General features: G+C 65.2%; 23 protein-coding genes and 1 pseudogene. 5 read left to right on the top strand and 19 right to left on the bottom strand.

Annotated features, from left to right (window positions below; translation table 11 throughout):
• Window positions 1-7: 7 nt before the first annotated feature.
• The 3 genes from HNP02_RS32095 to HNP02_RS32105 are packed head-to-tail and all read right to left on the bottom strand — an operon-like array spanning window position 8 to window position 3364.
• Complete coding sequence (locus tag HNP02_RS32095; protein WP_184444704.1) at window positions 8-1135, bottom strand: SIS domain-containing protein; 1128 nt, start codon at window positions 1133-1135, stop codon at window positions 8-10.
• Window positions 1128-2498, bottom strand: a complete 1371-nt coding sequence (locus tag HNP02_RS32100; RefSeq protein WP_184444705.1) for a class II D-tagatose-bisphosphate aldolase, non-catalytic subunit — start codon at window positions 2496-2498, stop codon at window positions 1128-1130. Before HNP02_RS32100 ends, HNP02_RS32095 begins: the two co-directional genes overlap by 8 nt.
• Window positions 2495-3364: a class II fructose-bisphosphate aldolase gene (locus HNP02_RS32105; RefSeq protein WP_184444706.1), complete on the bottom strand. Its 870-nt coding sequence runs from the start codon at window positions 3362-3364 to the stop codon at window positions 2495-2497. The genes HNP02_RS32100 and HNP02_RS32105 overlap by 4 nt, the downstream gene beginning before the upstream one ends.
• Before the next feature lie 148 nt (window positions 3365-3512).
• Here HNP02_RS32105 and HNP02_RS32110 point away from each other — a divergent pair, with 148 nt between their 5' ends.
• Window positions 3513-4298, top strand: a complete 786-nt coding sequence (locus HNP02_RS32110; RefSeq protein ID WP_184444707.1) for a DeoR/GlpR family DNA-binding transcription regulator — start codon at window positions 3513-3515, stop codon at window positions 4296-4298.
• A gap of 3 nt (window positions 4299-4301) precedes the next feature.
• Here HNP02_RS32110 and HNP02_RS32115 read toward each other — a convergent pair whose 3' ends face one another.
• Window positions 4302-5153, bottom strand: coding sequence for an LLM class F420-dependent oxidoreductase (locus tag HNP02_RS32115; RefSeq protein ID WP_184444708.1), 852 nt, complete (start codon window positions 5151-5153; stop codon window positions 4302-4304).
• Window positions 5154-5227: 74 nt separating this feature from the next.
• Here HNP02_RS32115 and HNP02_RS32120 point away from each other — a divergent pair, with 74 nt between their 5' ends.
• From HNP02_RS32120 to HNP02_RS32130, 3 genes are read left to right on the top strand one after another with little or no spacing between them, the layout of a single operon-like run.
• Window positions 5228-5800: a TIGR03086 family metal-binding protein gene (locus HNP02_RS32120; protein ID WP_184444709.1), complete on the top strand. Its 573-nt coding sequence runs from the start codon at window positions 5228-5230 to the stop codon at window positions 5798-5800.
• Window positions 5801-5817: 17 nt separating this feature from the next.
• Window positions 5818-6828 carry a PHP domain-containing protein gene (locus HNP02_RS32125; protein ID WP_184444710.1) on the top strand — a complete coding sequence of 337 codons (1011 nt, stop codon included), beginning with the start codon at window positions 5818-5820 and terminating at the stop codon, window positions 6826-6828.
• The gene (locus HNP02_RS32130) at window positions 6825-7253 is read left to right on the top strand and encodes a hypothetical protein (RefSeq protein ID WP_184444711.1); all 429 of its coding nucleotides are present in this window, start codon (window positions 6825-6827) and stop codon (window positions 7251-7253) included. Before HNP02_RS32125 ends, HNP02_RS32130 begins: the two co-directional genes overlap by 4 nt.
• On the opposite strand, the gene HNP02_RS32135 is transcribed toward HNP02_RS32130, so the two are convergent.
• The 8 genes and pseudogenes from HNP02_RS32135 to HNP02_RS32165 all read right to left on the bottom strand — a co-directional run bounded on the left by HNP02_RS32135 (window position 7250) and on the right by HNP02_RS32165 (window position 13349).
• The gene (locus tag HNP02_RS32135) at window positions 7250-8074 is read right to left on the bottom strand and encodes a TIGR03620 family F420-dependent LLM class oxidoreductase (protein WP_184444712.1); all 825 of its coding nucleotides are present in this window, start codon (window positions 8072-8074) and stop codon (window positions 7250-7252) included. The genes HNP02_RS32130 and HNP02_RS32135 overlap by 4 nt on opposite strands.
• Before the next feature lie 46 nt (window positions 8075-8120).
• Entirely contained in the window at window positions 8121-9485 is a 1365-nt protein-coding gene (locus tag HNP02_RS32140; protein ID WP_184444713.1) for a hypothetical protein, read from the bottom strand.
• 5 nt (window positions 9486-9490) lie between these two features.
• Window positions 9491-9988: a YbaB/EbfC family DNA-binding protein gene (locus HNP02_RS32145; RefSeq protein WP_184444714.1), complete on the bottom strand. Its 498-nt coding sequence runs from the start codon at window positions 9986-9988 to the stop codon at window positions 9491-9493.
• A complete protein-coding gene (locus tag HNP02_RS32150) occupies window positions 9988-10311 on the bottom strand; it encodes an ESX-1 secretion-associated protein (protein WP_184444715.1) in 324 nt (107 codons plus the stop codon). The genes HNP02_RS32145 and HNP02_RS32150 overlap by 1 nt, the downstream gene beginning before the upstream one ends.
• Before the next feature lie 16 nt (window positions 10312-10327).
• Entirely contained in the window at window positions 10328-11359 is a 1032-nt protein-coding gene (locus HNP02_RS32155) for an EspA/EspE family type VII secretion system effector (RefSeq protein WP_184444716.1), read from the bottom strand.
• Between the two features lie 81 nt (window positions 11360-11440).
• A complete protein-coding gene (gene dinB, locus HNP02_RS32160; RefSeq protein ID WP_375373728.1) occupies window positions 11441-12661 on the bottom strand; it encodes a DNA polymerase IV in 1221 nt (406 codons plus the stop codon).
• Window positions 12544-12837, bottom strand: coding sequence for a hypothetical protein (locus HNP02_RS44155; protein ID WP_375373734.1), 294 nt, complete (start codon window positions 12835-12837; stop codon window positions 12544-12546). Before HNP02_RS44155 ends, dinB begins: the two co-directional genes overlap by 118 nt.
• 60 nt (window positions 12838-12897) lie before the next feature.
• A pseudogene (locus tag HNP02_RS32165) lies at window positions 12898-13349 on the bottom strand (sigma-70 family RNA polymerase sigma factor).
• 561 nt (window positions 13350-13910) lie between these two features.
• Between HNP02_RS32165 and HNP02_RS32170 the strand changes: the two are divergent.
• Entirely contained in the window at window positions 13911-14606 is a 696-nt protein-coding gene (locus HNP02_RS32170) for a Crp/Fnr family transcriptional regulator (protein WP_375373735.1), read from the top strand.
• Between the two features lie 114 nt (window positions 14607-14720).
• Here the strand turns inward: HNP02_RS32170 and HNP02_RS32175 are convergent, their stop codons facing one another.
• From HNP02_RS32175 to HNP02_RS32205, 7 genes are all read right to left on the bottom strand, one after another.
• Window positions 14721-15728 (bottom strand): AraC family transcriptional regulator, encoded by a 1008-nt coding sequence (locus HNP02_RS32175; RefSeq protein WP_184444719.1) that lies wholly within the window; start codon window positions 15726-15728, stop codon window positions 14721-14723.
• A gap of 132 nt (window positions 15729-15860) precedes the next feature.
• Entirely contained in the window at window positions 15861-16943 is a 1083-nt protein-coding gene (locus HNP02_RS32180; protein WP_184444720.1) for an ABC transporter ATP-binding protein, read from the bottom strand.
• A gap of 34 nt (window positions 16944-16977) precedes the next feature.
• The gene (locus tag HNP02_RS32185; protein ID WP_184444825.1) at window positions 16978-17826 is read right to left on the bottom strand and encodes a carbohydrate ABC transporter permease; all 849 of its coding nucleotides are present in this window, start codon (window positions 17824-17826) and stop codon (window positions 16978-16980) included.
• Window positions 17826-18674 carry a carbohydrate ABC transporter permease gene (locus HNP02_RS32190; RefSeq protein WP_255507202.1) on the bottom strand — a complete coding sequence of 283 codons (849 nt, stop codon included), beginning with the start codon at window positions 18672-18674 and terminating at the stop codon, window positions 17826-17828. The genes HNP02_RS32185 and HNP02_RS32190 overlap by 1 nt, the downstream gene beginning before the upstream one ends.
• 89 nt (window positions 18675-18763) lie before the next feature.
• Complete coding sequence (locus tag HNP02_RS32195; protein ID WP_184444826.1) at window positions 18764-20107, bottom strand: sugar ABC transporter substrate-binding protein; 1344 nt, start codon at window positions 20105-20107, stop codon at window positions 18764-18766.
• Window positions 20108-20596: 489 nt separating this feature from the next.
• Entirely contained in the window at window positions 20597-20788 is a 192-nt protein-coding gene (locus HNP02_RS32200) for a hypothetical protein (protein ID WP_184444722.1), read from the bottom strand.
• A gap of 311 nt (window positions 20789-21099) precedes the next feature.
• Window positions 21100-21747 carry a TetR/AcrR family transcriptional regulator gene (locus tag HNP02_RS32205; protein ID WP_184444723.1) on the bottom strand — a complete coding sequence of 216 codons (648 nt, stop codon included), beginning with the start codon at window positions 21745-21747 and terminating at the stop codon, window positions 21100-21102.
• Window positions 21748-21790 lie beyond the last annotated feature (43 nt).

Consider the following 21790-nt stretch of genomic DNA (forward strand, 5'->3'; position numbering starts at 1 on the left):
CGTTCCGTCACCTGCCCATCGGATAGATCTTCACGCCCCGCACGACGCGACTGACTTCGCCTGCGGGGAAGGGGTTGTCCGGCGTCTTGCCGTACTCCAATGAGGTGAACAGCGCGAGGTACTGCGCGAACACCAAGTACGCCAACGCAACCGACGAGTCGTCGAGCCCGCTGAGGCCGGGAAGAACGATGGCGTGTCCGAGCTCCGAGGGGATCGGTTCCGCGCTGATCACCGTGACGCTGTCGGGACCGAGTTGGTGGCGGATCTCGGCGATGATGTCGAGGTCGTAGCGACGGGTGTAGGGATCCGTCGAGACGTACACCAGGACGAGTGTGTCGCCGTCGAGTACCGACTTCGGTCCGTGCCGGAACCCAAGGGGCGAGTCGAAGTACGTCACGACCTCGCCTGCGGTCAATTCCAGTAGCTTGAGCGCTGATTCACGCGCAAGTCCCTCCAACGGTCCGCTGCCGAGGTAGACGAACCGTTGCTTCTTCGACTTCGCGAGCGCCCGGATGTCGGGCTGGAGATCGACGACGTGCTCGGCGGCGAGAGCGAGGGCGACGGCATCGGATGGCTCAGTCGACGCCAGCATCAGCAAGCACGACAACAGCATCGAGGTCAGGCTCGAGGTCATCGCAAAGCCGCTGTCGTTGGTGCGCTCCGGCATGAAGACGACGAGCGAGTTGGCGCGGTCGCCGTGCGTACGGCCGAGCTCGCCGTCGCGGTCACAGGTGAGGATGAGATGCCAGACGTCGTCGACGAGTTCGTCGGCCAGTTCGGTGGTCGCGACGCTCTCGGGGCTGTTGCCCGAGCGGCCGAACGACACCAGCAGTGTCGGGGTGTGGGGCTCCAGGTAGTCGAGGGGACTGGCGACGATGTCCGTGGTCGCGACGGCGTCGACGCGGCGGTGGAGATGGCGTCGAAGCGCGGGGGCGGCGATCTCCCCGGCGAACGCCGAGCTGCCCGCTCCGGTCAGGATGACCCGAAGGTCGGGGCGGCCCGCGACGTCGCGCAGGAACTCGGCAGCACGCTCGTCGGAGCGGGCTGCGACCTCCCGCCACGCATCGGGTTGTTGCCCGATCTCGAGAATCGTTGCGCCGCCGTCTTCTTGGGCGGAAATGGGGGTGCTAATCATCGACCTCTCCAGTAGTGCTGCATGCACGGGCGTAGGGGCGCAGGGCGTCGCGTACCCGGTCGACGACCAGGGCCTGCGCAGTGGAATCGAGCCTTCCGGTGCGTATCCGGTCGTATTGGATGGGCAGAAACTGGCTGATCAAGGGCAACGGTATGCCCGTTCGATCGAGGTTGGCCAGCAGGATCTGGCGCGCAGCGTCGATCTCATCGACGGCCCAGTAGTAGCGCAGGCGATCGCTGTAGCTGTAGCGGCGGGCGGTGCGCTGGGCGAGCGGACTATTGCTTCCCCCGTCGCTTCGCTCGCCCCGGCTGCTTCCCCCGTCGCTTCGCTCGCCCCGGTCCTCGTAGTAGCCCTGCCAATGGGTGGGATCGGCCAGCATGCGGCGCTCGATGACATCGATCAGGTTCGATCGCGACGCCTGCGCGACGAGCTCCGACTCGATGTGGGCGAGCGCGAACAGTGCCTCCCGCATCGCGAATGTCAGTGCGGGACCGACCTTCAGGATGGCCCAGTGGTCCTCCACCAGCTCGCGCAGTTGGGCCGAGCGTTGGTAGTCGGTGGAGTGCGCCTCGAACACCAGGTTGTCCTCGGTGTCGAGGACGTGACGCAGCTCGGCGGTGGCGTCGCGCTGATAGTCGATGACCGCTTGGTGGTCGAACTCGACACCGGGCTGCACCACCAGCGCGACGACGCGAGGCCACACCTGGTCGAGGTCGAGCTCGGCGAAGGCCGCACGGTGGGCACCGATGGTGCGCCGAGCTCGGTCGGCAGGCGTGGGGGTGAGCTGGTGCAGCGTCTCGTGCGCGCCGCCGGGGACGGGTACCTCGGTGCCGATGACGTACACCGGGGCGTCGATCCCTGCGCGGTGCGCGGTGTCTTCGGCAATCCGTAACAGCCTGGCAGTGCGGCTTGCGACTGTCTCGTCGGGCAGGACCGCGGGGTCGTCGGCGCACGACATGCTGCAGTCCAGGTGGATCTTGGTGTATCCGGCCTCGATGTAGCTGGCGATCAGCGCCTCGGCCTTGGCCATTGCGGCGCTTGCGGATTCGCGCTGCCAGCGGTTCGGACCGAGGTGATCACCACCGAGCACGACGCGCTCGCGTCCGAAACCCGCCTCGTCGGCGATTCCGAAGACCAGGTCGCGGAACTGCGCGGGGCGAAGGCCGGTATAGCCGCCGAACTGGTCGACCTGGTTGGACGTCGCTTCGATCAGGACGTAGCCTCCGTCGGCGTCGGCCTGTTCGATGGCCGCCTGCACGACGGTCGGATGCGCCGAGCACACCGAGTAGATGCCGACGGCTTCGCCGGCCTTGTGCCGACTGATCGTCTCGGCGAGCGGATTCGCCTGCAGTGCAACACTCATCGCGCAACACGCTCCCCAGCGACCGTCAGACACAGCTGGGCCACGGCGTCGCTGATCGCCTGTCGGCCCGCGGTGAGGAACGCACGGGGGTCGTTCGTGGTGGGAGTGAGCGACTGGCGGACCGCACCCGTGTAGGCGACGTTGAGTGCGGTTCCGACGTTGACCTTGTTGATGCCTGCGTGGATGGCGAGGCGGAGCTGGTCATCGGGAACGCCCGAAGAGCCGTGCAGGACAAGGGGTATGGCGACGGCCGCGGCGAGGCTGTCGATCAACTCGACGTCGAGCGTGGCGTCGCGGGTGGTCATCGCGTGCGAGCTGCCCACCGCAACGGCCAGACCGTCGACCGCGGTCTCATCGACGAAGGCCGCCGCCTCGTCCGGATTCGTGCGAGCGCCCGGCGCGTGCGCATCCTTGCGCTGGCCGTCCTTCCCGCCGACCTCGCCGAGCTCGGCTTCCACCCACAGTCCCGCCGCGTGGGCGCGCTCGGTGAACGTGCGGGTGCGGTCGACGTTGTCCCGGTAGGGCAGGTGAGCGGCGTCGACCATGATCGAACTGGCGCCCAGGTCGGCGGCCGTCTCGATGGCTCCGTCGATCAGCGTGACGTCCTGGAAGTGGTCGAGGTGGATCGACAGCGGAGCCGAGGAGTGTGTGGCGATCTGCGCGCAGGCCGCGAGCAGCGGCGCGATTCGGCCACCGTGGAACCGGACCGTGTTCTCGCTGAGCTGCAACACCGCGGCGACTCCGGCCCGCTCGACCCCGTCGGCAATGCCCTCGGCGTGCTCGAGGGTGATCACGTTGAACGCGAGCACGGCGGTGTCCGTCTCGGCGGCCGACGCGACCAGGTCGCCGGTGGAGGCAAGCGTCACGGTGCCACCGGCATTCTCGGTCTTGGCGTCTGGAGCATGCGTCGATCATGAGAAGATCGCTCAAAGCGCGCAATGCCAAGCGGCGAAACGCTCAGGAAAACTGACTGTTTCCACTCCCGCAGATCATGGTCTCAAGGAGTCTTCAACGATGTCGATCAAGCGCACCGACCGCATGCGCGAGGTTCTCGCCCTGCTGCGCGACCGCGGGGAGGTCACCTCTCACGTGCTGCAAGGCGAACTGCGCGTGTCGGCCGCCACACTGCGCCGCGACCTCAGCGAGCTCGAAGATCAAGGCCTGCTGGTGCGGACCCACGGCGGCGCCCGGGCGCTGGACCCGAGTGGCAGCGAAATCCCCGTGCGGCTACGCGATCACCGGATGATCGCCATCAAACGCCGGATCGCCCAGCACGCAGCTGCATTGGTGCCGCCCGGCCCTCAGGCGGTGGCGCTGACCGGCGGTGTTACCACCGGCGAGGTGGCCAGGGCGCTGAAGGGCAGGCCCACCATGACGATCGTGACGAACTCGCTCACGATCGCGGCCGACTGCGCCGTCGACGCGCACATGAAGGTGATCATGACAGGAGGGCTGGTCAGGGCGAATTCCCTCGAGGCAGTTGGCCCGATGTCCGAGCACGCGTTCCAGGTCATCACCGTCGGCACCGCGATCCTCGGTGCCGACGGGATGTCCGCCGAAATCGGGGCGACGACCTTCGACGAGGCCGAGGCCCGCACGTCGATTGCGATGGCCGCCAACGCTCAACGCGTCGTGGTCGCCGTCGACGGTTCCAAGATCGGCAAGGTCACCTTCGCGAAGATGGTCGCCCTGAGCGACATCGATCATCTGGTGACCGACTCAACCGCCGACCCCCAACAGCTGGACCGGATCGCCGCGGGCGGCGTCCGCGTCCACGTGGTCGACGTCGGAGATACCTGAGCGTTACGCCTTGGTCAGGCCCGAGTCCCGAATCGCCTCGGCGAGCGGCTCCAGCACGACCGGGTCGTACGGCGGCGGCAGATAGATGATCGCGAGATCCAGACCTTCCTTGCCGAGCGCCCCGGCCTCGTCGACCACCTTGGCGTAGTCGCGGTCCGCGCCGAGTCGGACGTGCGAGGAGAGGGTGATCTCCTTCGGATCGCGGCCGATGTCCGCGCAGCGGGCGTGGAGCACGTCACGCTTGTGCGCGAACTCCTCGGGCGTGCCGCCGACGAAGTTCCAGTGGTCGGCGTACTTCGCGGTCAGAGGCAGGGTGCGCTTCTCGCCGCTGCCACCGATGCAGATCGGCGGGTGCGGCTGCTGCGGCCCCTTCGGCTCGTTGCGCGCGTCCTTGAGCTGGTAGTACTTGCCGTCGAAGGTGGTGGTCTCGTTGCTGAGCAGGCTGGTCAGCACCTCGCAGGCCTCCTCGAAGCGGTCGAACCGCTCCTTGATGGTGCCCAGCTCGATGCCGTAGGCGCCCGATTCCTCCTCGTTCCAGCCCGCGCCGATGCCGAGCTCGAGCCTGCCGTTGGAGATGACGTCGAGTGCCGCCGCCATGTTGGCCAGCACGGCCGGGTGCCGGTAGTGGATGCCGCTGACCAGCACGCCGACGCGCAATCGCTTGGTGGCCTGCGCCAGCGCGGTCAGGGTTATCCAGCCCTCAAGGCACGGGCCGGTGGAGTCCGAGAAGATCGGATAGAAGTGGTCGAAGGTCCAGCCGGACTCGAAGACGTCGATGTCATCGGCGGTCTGCCAGATCGGCAACATGTCGGACCAGGTGGTGTTTTGCGGGGATGTTTTGAAGGCGAATCGCACTCGATCAAGCCTAGACCCGCAACCTGCGATGTGCCGTGCGATGACTTTTCCCAGTGGTCCAGGTCGGTATCGGCATGATCGACATGACCTCGGCTTGTATGAATACGACCTCCGTCCTGGCAGCCCTGAAGGATGACGAACTCGACATGCGTACCCCGTGCGAAAAGCTGTCGCTGCGTGAGCTGGTCGCCCACGTCGGCGGACTCGGCGTGGCGTTCGCCGCGGCCGCGCGAAAGGACCTCGGTGAATTCACCGACTCGCCACCAGGAGAAGGCGGGTACCAATTGGACGGCGACTGGCGGGCTCAGTACCCGGCCAATCTGGCCGCGCTCGCCGAGGCCTGGCGCGACCCGGGAGCGTGGGACGGCATGACGCGCGTTGGCGGCGTGGACCTTCCTGGTGAGGTGTGCGCAATGGTCGCACTGACCGAGGTGGTCGTGCATGGGTGGGACGTCGCGCGATCCACCGGGCAGGACTACGACGTCGACGACGAGGTCGCCGAGGCACTGCTGGCACACATCGCGTCGTTCGCTGCGGAGGGACCGGTGGAGGGGTTGTTCGGGCCGGCCGTCGCGGTCTCCGACGATGCAGGGGCATTCGATCGCGCGATCGCGCTCAGCGGACGTGACCCGCGGTGGCGGGTCTAGCCCTCACACTGGAAGGCATGGACCCCGTCGCGGCGCTGCGCGAGATCGCCTACTACAAGGACCGGGCTCGCGAGGACTCGCGCCGCGTGATGGCCTACCGGAATGCGGCGGACACCGTCGAGAGACTCGACGACGCCCAACGCGAGAAACACGGCAAAGCCAACAGCTGGCAGTCACTGCCGGGGATCGGCCCGAAGACCGCCAAGGTCATCGCGCAGGCGTGGTCGGGTCGTGAACCCGACACACTCGTCGAATTGCGCGGGGCGGCAACTGATCTGGGCGGCGGCGAGATCCGTGCGGCGCTGAGGGGTGACCTTCACCTGCACTCCAACTGGTCGGACGGATCGGCGCCGATCACGGAGATGATGGCCACCGCCAAGTCGCTCGGACACGAGTACTGCGCCTTGACCGACCACTCGCCCCGGCTGACCGTCGCCAACGGCCTTTCCCCGGAACGGCTTCGGAAGCAACTCGACGTGATCGACGAGCTGCGGGAACGGTTCGCGCCGATGCGCATCCTGACCGGCATCGAGGTCGACATCCTCGACGACGGCAGCCTCGACCAGGAGCCGGAACTGCTGGAGCGCCTCGACGTCGTGGTGGCCAGCGTGCACTCGAAGCTGGCGATGGATGCGGCCTCGATGACCCGGCGCATGGTGCGGGCGGTGTCCGAGGGCTACGCCGACGTGCTCGGGCATTGCACGGGCAGGCTGGTGGAAGGCAACCGAGGGACGCGTCCCGAGTCGAAGTTCGACGCCGAGAAGGTGTTCACCGCTTGCCGTGATCACGGCACCGCGGTGGAGATCAACTCACGACCGGAACGCCGCGATCCGCCGACTCGGCTGCTGACGCTGGCGCTGGAGATCGGCTGCGACTTCTCCATCGACACCGACGCGCACGCGCCAGGGCAACTCGACTTCCTCGGTTATGGTGCCCAGCGCGCGCTCGACAACGACGTGCCCGTGGACAGGATCATCACGACCTGGCCCGTCGAACGACTCCTCGAGTGGACCGCGGCTCGCCCGTGAGCTCCCTCGGGATCGACACGATTTCGACCATTCTGGCCGCGGGACTGATCTTCCTGCTGGCCCTTGTCCTGGGCATCTGGAAGTACCGGCAGATGGCCACCTCGGAGAACCACCTCGCCCACCCCTACGTCGACATCGCTCACCGGGCCGCGCTGCTCTATTCGTTCGCCACCGTGCTGGTGGCGGTCTTCGTCGAGCTCAGTGCCTGGCCGACGTGGGTGAATCTCAGTGCGGCCATGGTGCTGGTGTTCTTCTTCGTCGCCGCGATCTTCGAGTACATCGTCCACGGCATCCGGCGCGACACCACGAATCAGTTCGAGCACCCGACCTCTGCGCTCACTGTGGGCATGATCGCGTTGATCATCGGCGAGGTTGGCGGCTTCGCCGTGCTGCTCGCGGGATTCGTTGCGGGACAGTTAGTCTAGTCGAGCAGCCCTAGCGCGGGAGCAAGCGCACGGGCCGCGGCGAGCCCGGCAGGCTGATCCGCGTCGTGCAGCACGGTCAGGTGTACGTGGTCGGCACCCGCCGCGTGCAACTGACGAGCTCGTTCGGCGACGTCGTCGGGGCCGCCCCGGGCGACGAGCGTGTCGATGAGGCCGTCGCTCAAACTCGTGATGTCGTCATCGGTAAAGCCCTGCCGGAGCAGTGATTTGACGTATGCGGGCAGGCCGCACAGGAACGTCAGTGGCTGGCGCGCTGTTGCCCTGGCGGCATCGGCGTCGCGATCCAGAACGGCGTACAGGCCCACCGACAGTATGCGATCGGGACCAAGCCGCTGCCGCGCCGACGCAACGTAGTCGGGGACGAGCAGCGCAGGCATGGCTCCGGCGAACCGGTCCCGCGCGACGTCGAGTGCACGTGGCCCGAACGCGGCCAGGATGCGCCGGTGCGCCGGTATCGGATGGTCGGCGCCGTCGAGGCGGTCGACGTAGTCGCCAAGGGCCGCGAGTGGCCGCTCCGAGTGCGGTGACCCGAGGCCCACCAGAAGCCGGCCCGGCGCAACGGCTTCCACCCGGTGGAACAGTGCAGTCACCGACGCGGCGTCGAATACGTCAGGAGGGATGATCGCCGACCCGACGACGGCTCGCTCGGTTGCTCGGATCAGGTCGGCAAGCCGTTCGAGTCGGTCGAGTTGACCGCCGACGATCCACAGAGTGGTGAATCCGAGTTGCTCGAGCTGGCCTGCGGAGCCAAACCCTTCGGGATCGACCGTCAGACCAAAGCGTCCCAGTTGCATCGCGACCATGCGGCCAACGGTATGACCTCAATCGTCGTTGAGGTCAAGCGGTGTCCTAGCTTGGCGCCACCAGCGACATCAATTCGGTTCCGTCGTCGGAGGTACGGACAAGCGTGTCGCCGATCCTGGTTATTCTGGCCAGGGATCCCGCGGGCCTCGGGATCGACCAAACCCTGTCGCAGGTAGCGAGGTCGTAGGCCATGGCCAGGTTGGCGGATTTGATGTCTCGCGGTGCGCCCACGAACACCGAACCGTCGGTGCCGAGGTAGCCGTCGATCATGTCGAATGCGCACGGCTTGCCCTCATCGCCCGTGCGCAGATCGTAGGACTGAAAACGTCCTTCGTCGGTGGGGGTCTTCTCCCCGATCCAGAGCGTGGTTCCGATCAACTGCATGCCGTACGGCGGGTCGCCGGACACGTCGAGCAGTTTGTCGCCACTGGGACCGTAGATTCCGAAGCTGTCGCTCTGCACGATCGCCGTGACGTTTCCTGTCGTGCCACCGACCCGTTGGCCGTCGATGCGCGTTTTGTTCGTGAGTCTGCCTACAGTGTCGAAGAATTGGATGAACGACTGCCCTAGGTGCTCGCTGAACTCGGCCGCGAAGCCACCGTCGAAGTCGCCCCACGACCCCATGTCGGCGCCTTTGGGGAACTGAGGGGAGAGGACCCTGCCATCCTGGAGAGAGAACATCGTGACCGGGCCCTCGCTCCTTCCCCCTTGAAACCCGATGTCGCCGATGTGAATCGCGACGACGCCTGCGCCGGGGACGAACCACGTGGTCTCACCATGCGGTCCCACGCCGTAGAGGCCTTCGCCCTTCGTTGCAGCGATCAAGTAGTTGCCGAACTGTGCGGCCTTGAGCTTGCCGGTAATGAGGCGCACGTTGGTCGGCCCGTTGTAGGTCAGTACGCCGCTCTGCCCGTCGATGACCCAGGCGGTGGCTGCGGTTTGATCGTCGGAAATGCACACCACCGCAGCTCCGTTGAGGAAGCAACGCGGCATGTCAGCTGAGGAATTCAGCTTGACGGACGGAAACAGCCGGTGGCCGTTGGTGGCGTCCACGCCGATTAGCCACCACTGAGGTGTGGTCTGGCCTGGGCTGCTGACCAACAAATAGGTGCGGGGCGGCGTGTTGGTGACAAGACTTGGCAACCAAGGAGCGTCCAGGGTGGCGATCGTCGACCCGGGGGGCAATCCCAAGTCGGCGACGTTCGTCTTCCAGCCTGGAGCGGGGTGCACCTTCATGGACGACAGGAGTGCTTCCTTCGGCGGCTGCCACCTGGAGCGTGCCCAGTACTCGGCGCCGCCGGTGAACCACCATCCGACGGCGCCGGCGATCACAACGACAACGACAACGACAAGTGCGCCGATGAGCAGTGGCCAGCGACGTCGCCGGCCACGCTGCGATTGTTCGATCAAAGGGGTCAGTCCTCGTGTGCGTACCGGGTGGCGAAGATCTGCGCCTTATCGGCGAGCACCGTCTCAGCGGTCGGGAGCCCAAGCTCATGCTCCGCGTAGCTACGCGCGGTCAACGGATCTTCCCCCATCTGTTGCATCATCCCCGAGACGAGCAGGTGTTGACCGGCGCGGGCATTCTGACTTGCGAGCCGGGCAATCAGTGAAATCTCTTCGGCCAGTTGACTTTCAGTCATGTTGCACACTTGGGGTGCCAACGTAACCTGGATGGGTCGGCCGTCCAACAGTGCAGTGGCCGACACCGTGCCCGGTGGGTTCGTCACTGTGAAGAAAATGGTCTGGGGCCCAGGTTCCTCATCGTCGTCCGGGAGGACCGCGTCCAGACCAACGTCGACGTAGTCGGCGACGGCGGGTGGGGAGAAGTCGAGCGCATCCAGCATCGACTCAGCGGGGCTGTGGTCGTCCTCGTCGTCGTCCCACGAATCGTCGGACCAGTTGCCATTCATTAGGTCTCGCAAGCGTTGATGGCATCGGCACCGGCGGCGTCGGTGTGGTCGTACCGTGCGGCAGCAGCACTAAGTTTCTCGCCCAACTCCGTCGAGACCTTGAACAATGCACTTCCAGCGGCCCGGCGTGCCTCCTCTGCCGCGGATACGGCGAGATGGGTTGCCTCGCAGACCATTCCATGTGTGTCTTGCACGTTGCGTGCCGGATCAACGATCGACCGGTTCGCGCCGGTGATCTTATTGACCGACTCCTGCTGTCTCTCCGCCAGATGCCGAATGTGCTCGGTCAGGACGCCCAGGTTCTTCTCTTGATCAGTGGACACGAGGTTCCGTTCGTCGTCAGCGGGGAGCGCCAGGCGCTGGCGCTCCATATGGGGTGGCGGGTGCTTGAACCGTGGGCTCCTCGGGCTCTGGCACGGTGTATTGCGTTTCGGGCTTCGACCGCGACGGCAGCTCCATAGGGTCGTCCTTCCCCGGTAGCGGCGTCACACCGGGTTCGGAGCGCGGGAGACTCGCCTCGCCATTCATTGGTACCGGGAAGACCTCGCCGGCGCCGCAGGGGTCCAAGGGGGTGCCGGACGTGTCCTTCGCAGCGCCCCCATAGCGCTCCGACGCCTTGCCAATGCGGTCCGCGTTCTCGAGAGAATTCTTGACCAAAACTGCCATCGTGACGCCGGCCGTATCCAATGCTCCTGCTGCGGCGGCACAGTCCATCGCGAACTTGAGGGCGGCGGTTGGCGGAGTCAGGTTCATCGCCGCCGTCGCCAAGTCGTATTTGGTGAGCGTGTCCGATGCATCGTTGAGCGTCTGTCGGGTGCGGTCGACTTGACCGGCCTCGGTATCGAGGTGGCCGGCGATCTCGGCGTCCGCGGTCTGCACTTCTGAGGCAAGTCGTTTGTGCGATGCATTCGTCGCGTTGTAAACCTGCGCGGCGGTGCCATTCCACCGATCCTCGTGGGGCTCAGCATGGATGAGGGTCTCGACGACGTTTTCCAGGCGCTTGCTCGAATCTCGGAATTGCTCGCCGGTGTATGGATCTCCGGAGCCCGTCGTCGCCTTCATGCCCGCAATCGCTAGCTGTGCAGCCGCTATCACCTTGGATTCGGCGAGCTTCATTACCGGGTTCTTCTCGAGGAAGGTTGGGACGGGGCCCAAGTTCGCGCCGAGGCTACCCAGGCCAAGCGCGATGTCCTTGCCGTCGCCGAGGACCTTGCGGCCGTCGACCATAGCCTGTCCGATGTCGCCCGTGGCGACGTGACCCACCAGGCTGGGCACGTCGGTTGCGACGCCCGCGATGCCGGTGATGAGGTCGATAGGGGTGGCGGCCTCGACCTTGTCGAGCACCTTTCCCACTTCATCTAGAAAACCCATGGCCCCCCTTGCGCGCCGTCAAAAAGCCTAACAGCGCTCCGCGGCGGTATCGGACGGGAATGTCTTGAGCGAAGCCGGCGATCAGTCCGGCAGCATCGGCATCTCCAGGCCAGGGTCGCGGCCGAGCAGAACGCCCCGCATGACCGCCGCGTTGCCGAACCTCTGCCGCACCTCGTCCATGGCGGCGTCCAACGCCACCACGTCGTTGACGGCTTCGAACGGCAGCTCCAACTGCTGGGCGCCGTCTCGGTCGATGTTGGACACCGCGAACCCCACCAGGGTCAGGCCCCGCTCGGCGATCAGCGGGCCCGCCGCGGCCACCAGCTCCCGCGCCGCGGCGAGGATGGCGTCGGTCGACGCGGTCGCGCGCGCCATGGTGTGCGAGCGCGTCACCCGGCTGAAGTCGTCGAACCGCAGGCGCAGCACGACGGTCCTTCCGGTGCGCCCGGACTTGCGCATCCGGCGGGTGATGCGGTCGACGAGGTTGATCACGACGGCGTCGATCTCGCTGTCCGACATGGTGTTTCCGGCCCGGCCGAGCGCCCGCTGCGCCCCGACCGAGCGGCGCCGCACGCCCGTCACCACCCGGCGCCGGTCGACGTTGTGCGACAGCGCGAACAATTGGTGGCCCATGCCACCGCCGACCATCGAGTCCAGCATGGCTTCGCTGAGCTCGGCGACGTCGGCGACGGTGTAAATGCCGTGGCCGTGCAGCTTCTCGGCGGTCTTGGCGCCCACGCCCCACAGCCTGCGGATCGGCAGCGGATGCAGGAAGGCCAACTCGCGGTCCGGGGGCACCAGGAGCAAGCCGTCGGGCTTGGCCTCCTGGCTGGCGACCTTGGCCAGGAACTTGGTGCGTGCGATGCCCACGGTGATGGGCAGGCCGACGCGGTCGCGGACGTCAACCCGCAGTTGCGCCGCGATCTGCACGGGGGTGCCCGAGACCCGCGCGAGCCCGCCGACCTCGAGGAAGGCCTCGTCGACCGACAGCGGCTCGACGAGGGGAGTGGTGTCGCGGAACACCTCGAACACCGCATCGCTCGCCTGCGAGTACGCCGACATCCGCGGCGGCACGACGATGGCGTGCGGGCACAGGTGCCGCGCCTGGCGACCGCCCATCGCGGTGCGCACGCCGTAGGCCTTGGCCTCGTAGCTGGCCGCGAGCACGACGCCGCCGCCGACGATCACCGGTCGATTGCGCAGCGCCGGGTCATCGCGCTGCTCGACCGATGCGTAGAAGGAGTCGAGGTCCGCGTGCAGGATCGTGGCACCGGACCCGCTTCGCTGCCGCCCACCGGACACGAACATATGTTCGCATACCGGTGCGACGAATCAGCGGGCGTTGCGGCGAACATCGTCCGCTCGTTCATCAGATTTGGGGAGATGGCCAGGTCTTGCGCCGGAATGGCGTCCGGTGCGGCACCCTTGTCCCGCGCTGCCAGGATCGACGTGGTCGTGCATTCGATCCACTTCTGCATGAACGTCGTCCACGTCGTGTGCACGGTGTCGTCTCATGTTTTGTCGGTAGGGGCATCGCCTTATTCCTGCAGGGTGAGTCGAAGCGCCCGCAGTGCATAGTGCAGCCTCGACTTCACGGTGCCTTCGGTGATGAGGAGATCGTCGGCGATCTGCGCGGTAGTCCACTCGAGGTAATACGAGCGCACGATCACGGCGCGGTGCTGCGGCGACAGCTGCGCCAGTGCCTCGCCGATCAGCTGCCGGTCCAGCACGCGTTGACCTCGTCCGAACCGGCGCGCTCGGGTGTACCCGAGAGGCCAGGCTCGCAGGCTTCGCCACGGAACCCCAAACTGCGGCGCTTGTCGACGATCATGTTGCGGGCGACCGTGACTGGGCACGCACGCTCCGACCTCTTGCTGTCGTCGAATACCTCGGGGTGCCGTGCTCGTCGTAGAGCGCGCGCATCGATGTGGCACCCACATCGTTCATCCGGTCTCCGATACAGCAGGTGAAATATAGCCGTAGCGGCGATGTTTCACCGATCGCCGCCACAATGACACTTAGTGGGCATTCAACGGGTCGCGAGTGCGCGACAGCGACCTGTTTCGAATGCGGAGTTGCATGATGCCGAGGCTAGACAGTCCGTCGGCAATGGCGGTGCGATAGCCCCGCGCTGCGCGTTATTTGGCTAAAGGTTCTCGTTTGGCGAATGTCGTTGTAATCGGGATATGCGACCACGTCGCATAGCGTGGATCCCTGGCCGGATAACGCGGAACTGTGGGGTAGCCACGGGAATGTTACCAGCCACTAGCTTAGCCTCGCACCCATGGAGATCGAAGGCCGAGGGTGGTAACGATGCGCCAGGGTCCAAGGAAAAGGCCTGTACGGCTTGTCAATTCGCCAGCGACGCTTCTCGGGATGAGGACCCCGTTCCGGGCACTTGATCGGAGAATTCCCAATGCACGTTGACCCGGCACTTTGCGACGCCGACTTGGCGCCGGGCAGCGCACCGAGTGCCTGCTGGACGCCGGACTTGCCGCCACAAACTGAAGGCGTGCAGTACCTGGGGGCAGACGACGTCGTTGGGCGACTCGTGGACCGGGGTGCATGCGACGCAGATCTGATTCTGGCCAGGGCCGGCCTGTTCCAGGGAGTCGAGCGCAGCGCGGTATCCGCGCTGACCAAGCAACTGCACCCGGTGGACTTCCCGCGTGGGCACACGGTGTTCGCCGAAGGTGAGCCAGGCGATCGGCTCTACGTCATCATTTCGGGCAAGGTGAAGATCGGTCGCCGGTCACCGGACGGCCGGGAGAACCTGCTGACCATCATGGGCCCGTCGGACATGTTCGGCGAGCTGTCGATCTTCGACCCCGGCCCGCGGACTTCGAGCGCCACCACCATCACCGAGGTGCGCGCCGTGTCGATGGACCGCGACGCGCTCAAGGCGTGGATCAAGGATCGCCCCGAGATCGCCGAGCGACTGTTGCGGGTGCTGGCTCGCCGGCTGCGCCGCACCAACAGCGACTTGACCGATCTGATCTTCGTCGACGTGCCGGGGCGGGTCGCAAAGAAGTTGCTGGGTTTGGCGCAGCGGTTCGGCACGCGGGAAGGCGATGCGATGCGCGTCACGCATGACCTGACACAGGAGGAGATCGCCCAGCTGGTCGGCGCCGCACGCGAGACCGTGAACAAGGCGCTGGCCGACTTCGCCCACCGCGGCTGGATCCAGATCGAAGGCAAGAGCTTGCTCATCTGCGACTCCGAACGCCTCACCAGGCGGGCTCGTTGAGAGCGGGCCAGAGGGGCTTGGCTCGAACTGTGCTGCGCGCAGTTCGATCTCGCTACAGGGCGCGAAGCGGGCACACTCACGGGCGCGCGAGTGTGGCTTCCGGATGCTGTGAGTTCAGTGCGCAGAGTGCAGGACGTGCAGCGGTGTTTCGCCGAACATCGCCTTGTGCGCGGCAGCGAACCGGCCGAGGTGGCTGAATCCCCAGCGGTGTGCGATTGAGGCGACGGTGACTTGAGAGGGATGCCCCGAGCGTAGATCCCGGTGCGCATGGCGGAGTCTGACCGTCCGGAGATATGCCATGGGTGACATGTCCAAGTGTCGGCGGAATCCCTCCTGCAGGGTTCGCACGCTGATGTTGCACTGCCTCGCCAGCGTCGCGGTGGTCAGCGGCATCTGGGGGCAGGTTTCGATGATGTCCATCGCGTCGCGGACCGCGGTCGGTCGGGCCGGCTCGGCGGGCGCGTCAAGCGCGTCGCGGTGGGGATGGTGGGCCACGACCAGGAAGCCATGAATCAGGCTTTCCACCAACGGGTCCCAGACGAGGGGATGCCTCAACAGACCATCCGGGCGCTCGAGCTGACGACTCACCATCAGCAGTAGCCGCACCCAATCCTGGACAGCGCTCGTGTTGAGCGGCAGTGCCGCGTCGAAGGCGATCAGGGAATCCACCCGGCGGCCGACCAGTCTCTCCAGTGCTCTATCGACGGCGACTTGGTCGATCTTGACCGCGAGATGGTGGCTGCCAGCGGGCCATCGGTCTATCACGATCTCCGCGTCGGGCCGGTATACCGAGGCCCGGGTGGGAGTCGAGATCACGTACTGCCCACAATGCCGCGCTTCCAGCCGGCCTTCGAGGGGAATGCAAACGTGATAGCTGGCTCGAGCCTCATCGAAGCGCATCGCAACGTCGGTCTGATAAGTGACCTCTCCCACGGTCAGTGGACCCACGCTGGTGACCCGTTGGGTGAGGCCGAAGCTCTTCGATGGCCCGAGCAACCGGAGCCGGTGTGGGTAGTAGGCGGCCTCGCAAATGTGAATCGCCTGCTCGGGCGAACGCGTCCGGAACCACGGATCGGGCTGTGCGTTCGAGGTAGACCCACTCGTCGCCGTCCGCATCTCCATGTGTCTCCTTGATGGGTCGCGCCACATGTTCGTTCCTTCGAGCATTGCTGGCTGGCGCGACGGTGTCGTTCCTGCTAGCACCTATCCCGCGATTCCCGCCAGCGTCACTTCGGATGGAACGCCAGGCGCCGATTACGTCAGCCGGCGGCCAGCGGGGTCGTTGGCGAAGAACTGGATGTGGCCGGGCATTGGGCGGAGGTGGGTGCGCGCGCCGCGCTCGGGTGGTTTGCGCCAATCGGCACGGGCGATGATGGGTTCGTCGGCGGTGGTGTTATGGGGGCCGGCAACCACGCGGCCGTAGATGAAGGCGTCGGAGCCGAGTTCTTCCACCATTTCGACTTCGATTTCGACGCCGAGGCCGTCGACGTCGAAGTGCTCGGGACGGATGCCGACGCCCACTTCGGCCGCGGTGTCAGCGATCTCGCGTGGAACCGGGATGATCCAATCGCCGAGGGAGACCGATCGGTTGACAATCGGCAGTGTAAAGAGGTTCATCGGGGGAGAACCCATGAAGCCGGCTACGAAGGCATTGACAGGGGCGTGGTAGAGCTCGCGTGGGGCGGCGCATTGTTGCAAGACTCCATCGCGCAGAACGGCGACGCGGTCGCCCATGGTCATGGCTTCGACTTGATCGTGGGTGACGTAGATGGTGGTAGTGGCGAGTTGGCGCTGCAGCGTGGAGATTTGGGTGCGGGTCTGTACCCGCAGTTTCGCATCAAGGTTGGACAAGGGCTCGTCCATCAGGAACACCTGAGGGCGACGAACGATGGCCCGGCCCATTGCCACGCGCTGACGCTCTCCACCGGACAGGTCCTTGGGTCTGCGGTCGAGGTGGGGCTCGAGGTGGAGCAACCGGGCGGCGTCGAGGACGCGCTCGCGGATGTCGACCTTGGGCACCCTGGCCACCTTCAGCGCGAAACCCATGTTCTGTGCCACCGTCATGTGCGGGTACAGCGCGAAGTTCTGGAACACCATGGCGACATCGCGATCCTTGGGATCGACGTCGGTGACATCGCGCGCGCCGATGCGGATGACGCCATCGTCGACGGTCTCGAGGCCTGCCAGCATCCGCAGCGACGTGGATTTCCCGCAGCCGGAAGGTCCGACGAGGACCAGAAATTCGCCGTCGCCAACGCTGAGGTCCAGCCGGTCGAGCGCGAGCCGACCCGAACCCGGGTACCGCTTGCTCACCTGCTCGAAGGCTACCGATGCCATGAACTGCCTCTCGAATCATTGCGCGCTGTCGCGCTTACCGGCCGCCGAAGCCCGACAGGGCGATGCCGCGGATGAAGGCTCGTTGAGCGACGGCGTAAATGATCACCAGTGGCAACAGGATCAGCATGGACGCGGCCATCAGCACCGGCCACCGCGAAACGTACTGCCCCTGTAGATGCACCAGGCCCAGAGTGAGCGGGGAGATGTTGTCGCGCTGGATCATCAACAGTGGCCATAGGAAGTCGTTCCAAACATTCACCCAGGTGAGCACTGCGAGCACCATGACCGCCGGTTTGGTGTGCGGCAACAGCACCCGCCAATACACCTGCCACGGGGAGCAGCCGTCGAGTGTGGCAGCCTCCTCGAGCTCCTTGGGAAGGGTGCGGAAGAACTGCCGCATCAGATACGTGCCGAATGCGCTGCCGAACAGTCCTGGCACGATCATCGACCACGGTGTGTCCGTCCAGCCGAAGGTCCGCATGAGAATGAACTGCGGGATCACGGTGACCGTGAGAGGCACCATCAGGGTGCCCAGATAGGCGAGGAACAACACATCACGGCCCTTGAATGGCAAGCGGGCGAACGCATATCCGGCCAGTGAACAAAAAAACACCTGTCCAGTCGTAACGCATCCGGCGTAGAACACCGTATTGAGGAACATCCGCCAGAACGGCATCAGTGCAAAGACTTCGGCATAGTTGGACCACTGCGGACGGGGTGGTAACAGCACCGGCGCGGTGACGTCGCGCTCCTTCTTCAGCGAGCCCGACACGGCCCACAGGATCGGAAAGAGGGCGCACCATGCCATGACGGTGAGCGCGGTGTAGAGGGCTATGGCGCGAAGGACGTTGAACTTGATCACACGCTCGGTCAGACTCGACATCATTGCTCCAGCGAGCTCCTGCGCGAGAACCGCAGCTGCAGGACCGTGATGACCAGAAGAATCGCGAACATCACCCAGGCAAGCGCAGATGCGTAGCCGACATCGGTGAACGCAAATGCGTTCTGGAACAGCATGATTCCAAAGACGTACGTGGCACTCTCCGGACCGCCGTGGCCGCCGGTAAGCACATAGACAAGGTCGAACGCCTGGAACGACTTGATTATCGAGATGACGACCACGAACGACGACGCGCTCCGGATCAGCGGCAGGGTAATGGCGAAGAATCGTCGCATTTCCCCTGCGCCGTCGATCTTCGCCGCCTCGTAGAGGTCCTCGGGTACGCCTTGCATGGCGGCGAGCAGGATGACGGTGGCGAACGGGACGCTTTGCCAGATGCTGACCAGGCACAGTGAGACCATCGCCCACGTCGGGTCGACCAACCAGGGCACCGGTCCGATCCCGATCCAGCCGAGCATGATGTTGAGCAGGCCGTTGTTGGTGTCGAAGACGAAGCGCCAAACCACGGCCATCACCACAGCCGAAACGGCCAGCGGCAGGAACAGAATGGTCCGAAAGACGCCGATCCCCTTGATTTTCCGGTTCAGCGTGGCGGCGACGATGAGGCTGATGGCGAGCGTTGGCACCACGGTCCCGACGGTGAAGACCGCGGTGTTGCGCAACGCGATGGCGAAGAGCGGGTCCCCGGTGAACAGCCGATGGAAGTTCGCCCACCCAACAAACTTCGCGGGGTTGAACAGATTCCATTTCTGGAATGCCATGTACAGCGAGAATCCCAGGGGGAACAGCATGAAAACGGCCACCGCGAGCAAGTTCGGCGCGATGAACATTCGCCCCGCCGTAGCTTGTCGCCGCGCCAGCACCGAACGATTCCCCGTCCGCGGGGGCACGGCCGGCGCTGGAGGTTTCTCGCTGACAGTCATTGATTGCGTAAGACCTTGTCGACGTCAGCAGCGAGGTCGGTCTTGAACGAGGTCGCCGATTGGACTCCGCGCAGCACGGGGCCGAAGTTGCGATCCATCAGAGCATCGACCCTTTCCCACGCCGGGGTGACCGGCAGGTGCCTCGAGCGCGCCGGACCGCCCGTGAGGACGTTGAGGTTGTGCACCCGGCTATGCGCTTTGGCGAATCCTGCCGAGTTGATCGCAGACTTCAATGCAGGTACGAATAGGCCGGTTTCGGCGATCACGGCCTGCCCGACGGGGCCGGTCAGGAACTTCACGAACTCCCACGCCTGCTGCTTGCGCGGACTGTCGGCTGCGATGGCAAGACCGGTCGTTCCGACGTCCGACCACGAGCCATGCCCCTTCGGGCCGACAGGCAATACCGTGACGTCGAAATCAAGGCCGCCGGCCTCGGAGAATGTGCTGTAACGCCAGTGCCCTCCCATGGCCATCGCGGCCTGACCCCGCGCGAAGAGGTCCATCGTGGACATCGATTGCTGGTCGGCCGCCTTCGGGGCCACTTGATACTTGTTGGCCAGGTTCGCGTAGAACTGGACACCCTCGATGAACGGGTCGTCATCGAAGTTCATGCGCCGCGGGTTGTTCCACGGGCTGGACCAATTGGCGCCATTGTTCATTCCGAACAGACCCGCAGAGTAATAGGGCACCCATGTGTCGACAAGGCCCCATTGCGTGACCTCGCCCGACGCGTCACGCTTGGTGAGCCTCTTGGCGAAATCGAGGAACTCGGCGAAACTCCAGGCATCCTCCCATCGGCCGGGCGGTCTCAAGTTCGCCTCGGCCAACAGCTTCTCATTGAAATACAGATAGTTCCCCGACCACTGTTCCGGGAAGGCATACTGCCCACCCTTGAACCCGAACGTGTCGTACAAGACTGGGACGCTTTCGGATTTCAGCGCCGAGGCGTAGGTCGGGTCCGCAGCCAGGATCGGGTTCAGATCCAGCAGTACACCCCGATCGGCCAGCCCAGCATAAGTCAGCTCCCAGACCATCAACACATCCGGGCATTTCCCGCCTGCGCAATAGGTCAACAACTGCTGCATCGGGTCGCCCCCTGACAACACCGTCCGTACCTTGATGTCGGGATGTCTGCGCTGAAACTCATCGACGACGCGCATGCGTGCGCCAGCCTCTTCCGGGTTGGCCTGGAAGAAGAACGTCAACGCGTCGTCGTGGTCATCACATCCGAACAGTGTGGCGGCGACGATCGCGGCACCCGCAACGCCGGCGCTGCGCAGCAACGTACGTCGCCCGAGCGGCCCACGGCTTGTCGTGGGATGCCGCTCGTATCCGGGAATGCTCGGAACCTCCCTGTCTTCCGTTCGGGCGGATCATCCTGACGAGTGGATATTTGGGTCACTGAATTACCGCGTCAAAGGGTCGTGTGCTCTCCCGTTGGGAGCGTCATTCAACGCAGCGTAGTTGGTGTCTAAGAGGAGATTCCAGTCTTAGTGACCGTAATCGACCTTGTCTCACAAGCGATTCCAGCCACCGTCACCAGTTGATTACCGCCAGCCCTACTCCCGCGTACCCGCTAGCTGCAAACTCCCGGCGCTCGGCGATGGCCTAGCTTGCTCGCTCGCGAGCTACGGACTGACACCCAAGATGCCCACCACGGCAGCAATTGGCGAAGCCTGCCGGCGGGCCAGCTGCCTTCAGCGCGCGTAGCTGGCCACAATCGCCCCGCGAGCGTGATCGACGCTGCGGCCGCATGAATCCGCAGCCTGCGGATGACCTCCGTGGTCCGGCCAGAAGTGAAGAACTGCAGCAAGTGTCGCAGAGCGTCGTCAATAATCGATGCGCTCGGCGTGCACGACGGTGAACGGTAGGTAGACCCAGTCGTCGTCGATGAGGTTCACGATAGTGGCGAACCGGTCGTTTATGCCGCGCATCTGTTCCAGCGTCTCGGGTGAGGTGTTCGCGCGCAATTGTTGGGGTAGATCGTTGAGATCGCGGGTGAACGCGCTGACGTTGGCCATGATCCGGATTCTTCGACGAATGACACGCTGACGGAATCTGCCGGTGTTGCGCTCGCCGCGCGGACACGTTCGCCCAGATCTCTATACACAAGCTTTTCAAACCCCGGCTCCGACCAACTTGTCCAGCCGGGCGGCCAAGACGTTGGTGGCCACACCCAATGTCGCGCAGCAATGTCGAGTACAGCCTTGGCACGTGAATCGGAAACCCATCGCGCACCACGACGAACTGCCAGCGTGTGGGCGCAGGCGACACGAGGACGGTCTTCGCGCTGCTCAGCGTAGGACAGCTGTTCGCACCGAGGTACGACGAATCAGCGGGCGTTGCCGTAAATGCTGCTGACCCAGACGTGGGCGAGGGTGTCGACGATCCGGTCGTACGGAACCGACGACGTTTCGCCGGCGAAGGTGGCGAACATCGTCCGCTCATTCATCAGGTTCAGGGAGATGGCCAGGTCCTGCGCCGGAATGCCGTCCGGTGCGGCACCCTTGTCCCGCTCGCCCTGGATCGACGCGGTCGTGTAGTCGATCCACTTCTGCATGAACGTCGTCCACGCCGAGTGCACTTCGGGATTGCCTGCGCGCGCCGCGGCACCCGCGAGCGTCACGGTGCGATGTGCACCGAAGGTGTCGAACAGCGCGTTGATCGCTCGCCACACCCCGGCGGGGTCGACGCGCGCGCCGGGCATGCCGCCCAGCGCCGCGTCGGCCTTCTGATCAGCCTCGGTGATCACCCGGTCCATCAACGCGAGCAGCACGGCCTCCTTGGACGGGAAGTAGAAGTAGAACGTCGGCCGGGACAGGCCGGCGCCCTTGGCCAGGTCGTCGACGGAGATGTCGGCGAAGTCCTTGTTCTCCAGCAGCCGCTCGGCGGTCGCGAGGATCGCTGCTTCGCGTTCGTCGCCGGACGGTCGCTTCGAACGACGACCGCGGCCGGATCGGGGTGGGCTGGTGGTGGTCACGACGGTTACTTTACTGTATGTCGAATTGTTCAACACGCTGTTG

The sequence above is a fragment of the Mycobacterium sp. AZCC_0083 genome (assembly GCF_014202335.1).
Taxonomy (GTDB): Bacteria; Actinomycetota; Actinomycetes; order Mycobacteriales; family Mycobacteriaceae; genus Mycobacterium.